At 71.5% G+C, this 3,350-nt stretch carries 2 protein-coding genes and 1 pseudogene; all 3 read right to left on the bottom strand.

Annotation, left to right across the window (positions count from 1 at the left end; all coding sequences use genetic code 11):
• Positions 1–968: MCP four helix bundle domain-containing protein (locus tag O2W18_RS21595; protein WP_269189473.1), on the bottom strand; the 968-nt coding region annotated here is incomplete at its 3' end.
• A gap of 267 nt (positions 969–1,235) precedes the next feature.
• Positions 1,236–2,831 (bottom strand): methyl-accepting chemotaxis protein, encoded by a 1,596-nt coding sequence (locus tag O2W18_RS21590; RefSeq protein WP_269189472.1) that lies wholly within the window; start codon positions 2,829–2,831, stop codon positions 1,236–1,238.
• Between the two features lie 396 nt (positions 2,832–3,227).
• A pseudogene (locus tag O2W18_RS21810) lies at positions 3,228–3,350 on the bottom strand (methyl-accepting chemotaxis protein); the annotation flags it as partial.

Below are 3,350 nucleotides of genomic sequence, written 5' to 3'. Positions count from 1 at the left end.
ACCGTCGCCACGTTCCGGGAGACCTCCTCCGCCGCCGCCGACACCACCCCGGACTGCGCCGAGGTCTCCTCCGCCGACGACGAGATCTGCGCCGAGGACGCCGACAGCTCCTCCGAGGCCGCGGCCACCGCATCCGAGGAGGCCACCACCGAGGCCATCACCCCGCGCAGGCTGTCGATCGCCGCGTCCAGCGCCTGGCCCATCTGACCCAACTCGTCCCGGGTGGTCAGCCCGCTGGTCCTGGTCAGGTCGCCCTCGGCGAGGCCCTCCACGACGTGCTTGACCTTCCCGGTGGCCCGGGCGACGCCGGTGGCGACGAACCAGCCGAGGGCGAGCGCGATGCCGATGCCCACGACGATGAACAGGATCGACAGCGTCCGCTGGGCCTCGTAGTCGGCCCGGACGTCCGCGGCTGCCTGCTTCGCCTCCGCCGACTCCAGGTCGCGGAGCTCACGGATCTCCGCCTCGGCCTCCGTGACGATCGGGGTGCCCTCGGCGGCGTTGCGGCTCATCCAGCCCGCGAAGTCCTGGCTCTGGGCGAGCGGGACCAGCACGTCCTGCTGGAAGGCGACGTACGCATCGATGTCGGCGGTCACCTCATCGAGGATGGCCAGCTTCTCCGGGCTCGCCGTCACCTGGCGGTAGGCGTCCGCCGCGGACTGGAAGTCGGCACCCAGCGTCTCGATCGCGGCGATGTTCGCCGCCGCGTCGGCGCCCAGGATCGTGTCGCGGAGGTTGACCCGCAGGTCTCCCACCAGCGCGTCCAGGTCCGCAGCCCGGGCCACGCCGAGCGTGTTGTCCTCGTAGAGCTGTTCTGCCGATGCCGCCGAGTCGCTCAGCGCCGTCATCCCCAGGATGCCGATGCCGGCGGCGACGACGCCGGCGAAGCCCGCCGAGGCGAGCACCTTGGTCTTGATGGTGCGGTCGCCCCACAACGAACCGGAGCGGGCCAGCGGGCTGACGGACATGTGTTTCTCCTGAGGGTGCGTGCACTGTGCGGTGGGAAGGGTCGGCCGGTGACCTGATCGCTCGCTCCACCGATTCGCATTCGTCCGCGATCGGCGAGTGAGGACCATGGTGATTGATCCGGTAATGCGAGGTGTCGTTTTCTTGGCGTGTCGCATTGGGTGCGACAAAGAAGTGCATCAACCGGTCGTCGGTGCGTCTTTGTCGACATCTCGGAATGGTCGCCGCGGGTCATCACGACACCCCGGGGCGACGACGGCCGAGTGGTGTCACCAGGTGAAGCGGGACACGCTCCCCCGCAGGTCACTCGCCATGCGGGACAGCTCGTCCACGGCCTGCCGGGTCTGCCCCAGCGCCTGGGTGGTGGAGGTGGCCGCCGCCGAGACCCCGGTGATGTTGGTGGCGATCTCGGTGGACCCGCCGGCGGCCTCCTGCACCGACCGCGACATCTCGTTCGTCGTCGCCGTCTGCTCCTCCACCGCCGAGGCGATGGTCAGCTGGAAGTCGTTGATCGACCCGATGATCTCGCTGATCCGACCGATCGCCGACACCGCACCGGAGGTGTCGCCCTGGATCGCCTCCACCCGACGCGCGATGTCCTCCGTGGCCCGTGCGGTCTCCTGCGCCAGCTCCTTGACCTCGTTGGCGACCACCGCGAAGCCCTTGCCGGCCTCGCCGGCCCGCGCCGCCTCGATCGTGGCGTTCAGCGCCAGCAGGTTCGTCTGCTCCGCGATCGAGGTGATGGCCTTCACGACCGCACCGATCTCCTGGGACGAGGTGCCCAGCTTGGTGATCGTCTGGGTGGTGGTCTCGGCCTCGCTCACGGCCTGGGCGGCGACCCGGGCGGCCTCGTTCGCGTTCTGCGAGATCTCCCGGATCGAGGCGCCCATCTGCTCGGCACCCGCTGCGACGGTGGCCACGTTGCGGCTGACCTCCTCCGCCGCCGCCGAGACCACCCCGGACTGCGCCGAGGTCTCCTCCGCCGACGACGAGATCTGCGCCGACGACGCCGACAGCTCCTCCGAGGCGGCCGCCACCGCATCCGAGGACGCGGCGACCGAGGCGATCACCGCACGCAGGTGTTCCTGCGCCGTGCCCAGCGCGACCGCCATCTGGCCGACCTCGTCGCGGGACGAGACGTCGGCGTCCACGGTCAGGTCGCCGGTCGCCATCGCCTCCAGCGACGCCTGCACCCGGCGCAGCGGCCGGGCCAGGGAACGCTGGGTGAGCAGGCAGATGACCAGGATCGCCACCAGCCCCAGGGCCGCGGCGATCTCGCTGGTCCGGGCCGCCTGGGTGATCGCGGCGTCCAGCTCGGCCTGGGCGACCGCGGACTCCGCGGCCAGCGCGTCCTTGGCCTCGCCGACCGCCCCGTCGGTGAGGTCGTTGGCGACCTGGATCTCCTCGAACCGGACCCGCATGGCGGCCTGGTCGGCCACGGCCGCCTGCACGAACGCCGTGAGCCCCTCCTGGTAGTCCCCGAAGGTCGACTGCACGGCCGCCGCGGCCGCGGCGCTGGCGCCGGTCAGCGGGACGCCCCGGAGCTCGTCCAGCAGCGCGTCCGCCGTCGCGACGTCATCGGTCACGTCGACCAGCTGGTCGGCGGGAGTGGGGCTCACCAGGGCCTTGAGGCCGTCCACCTTGAGCTCACTGGCCCGGGTGTCCAGCTGCAGCACCAGCTCGGCCGCCTCGTCCAGCTCCGCCAGGTGCGCGCTGGCGTCCCGGACGGTGGCGTTCGAGGTCAGCGTCGCGGTCAGCAGGGCACCGAAGGCCAGGACGACGACGCCGATCATGAGGCCGAACTTCACGGCGAGCCGGCGGTCGGCGAACCAGCTCGACGGGCCGGTCGGGGCGGGGGAGCGCATGTCGGGTCTCCTGATCAGGAACGGCGGTGGGTGTCCGAGGCGGGTGGGATCGATTGCACCCGTTCCAGAGAGGTGCCGCGTTCTCCGGATCGGCGGGGGAGTCCAGCTCCTCGGATCGGCCGGACCGGATCGTCGCGGCATTCCCGAGGGTGTATCGCCAGCCATGGTGGGGGATCCGGTAATGCCCGGTATCGCCACACGAGTCGTGTCGCGGAAAGGTGCCGAGAATGGTCGACGACCGTTCCCGGATGGCCTTTTGTCGACTCGGGCGCCGCCGGTCCCGCTTCGTGCTCGCGCAGCGGCGGGGAATGACCGCGGCCGCCGCCTCGCCCGGGGAAGGGGGCGAGACAGCGGCCGCGGAAGTCGTGCGGTTCAGGCCTCTCAGGCGGAGAGGCGTCAGTAGGAGAAGCGGGCCACCGTCGTGCGCAGGTCGCTGGCCATCCGGGAGAGCTCGTCGACGGCCTGCCGGGTCTGCCCCAGCGCCTGCGTGGTGGAGGTGGCCGCCGCCGAGACCCCGGT

The sequence above is a fragment of the Modestobacter sp. VKM Ac-2983 genome, from assembly GCF_026967885.1.
Lineage (GTDB): Bacteria > Actinomycetota > Actinomycetes > Mycobacteriales > Geodermatophilaceae > Modestobacter.
The sequence above is the reverse complement of the archived record's forward strand: the minus strand, read 5'-3'. Positions and strand labels throughout refer to the sequence as shown.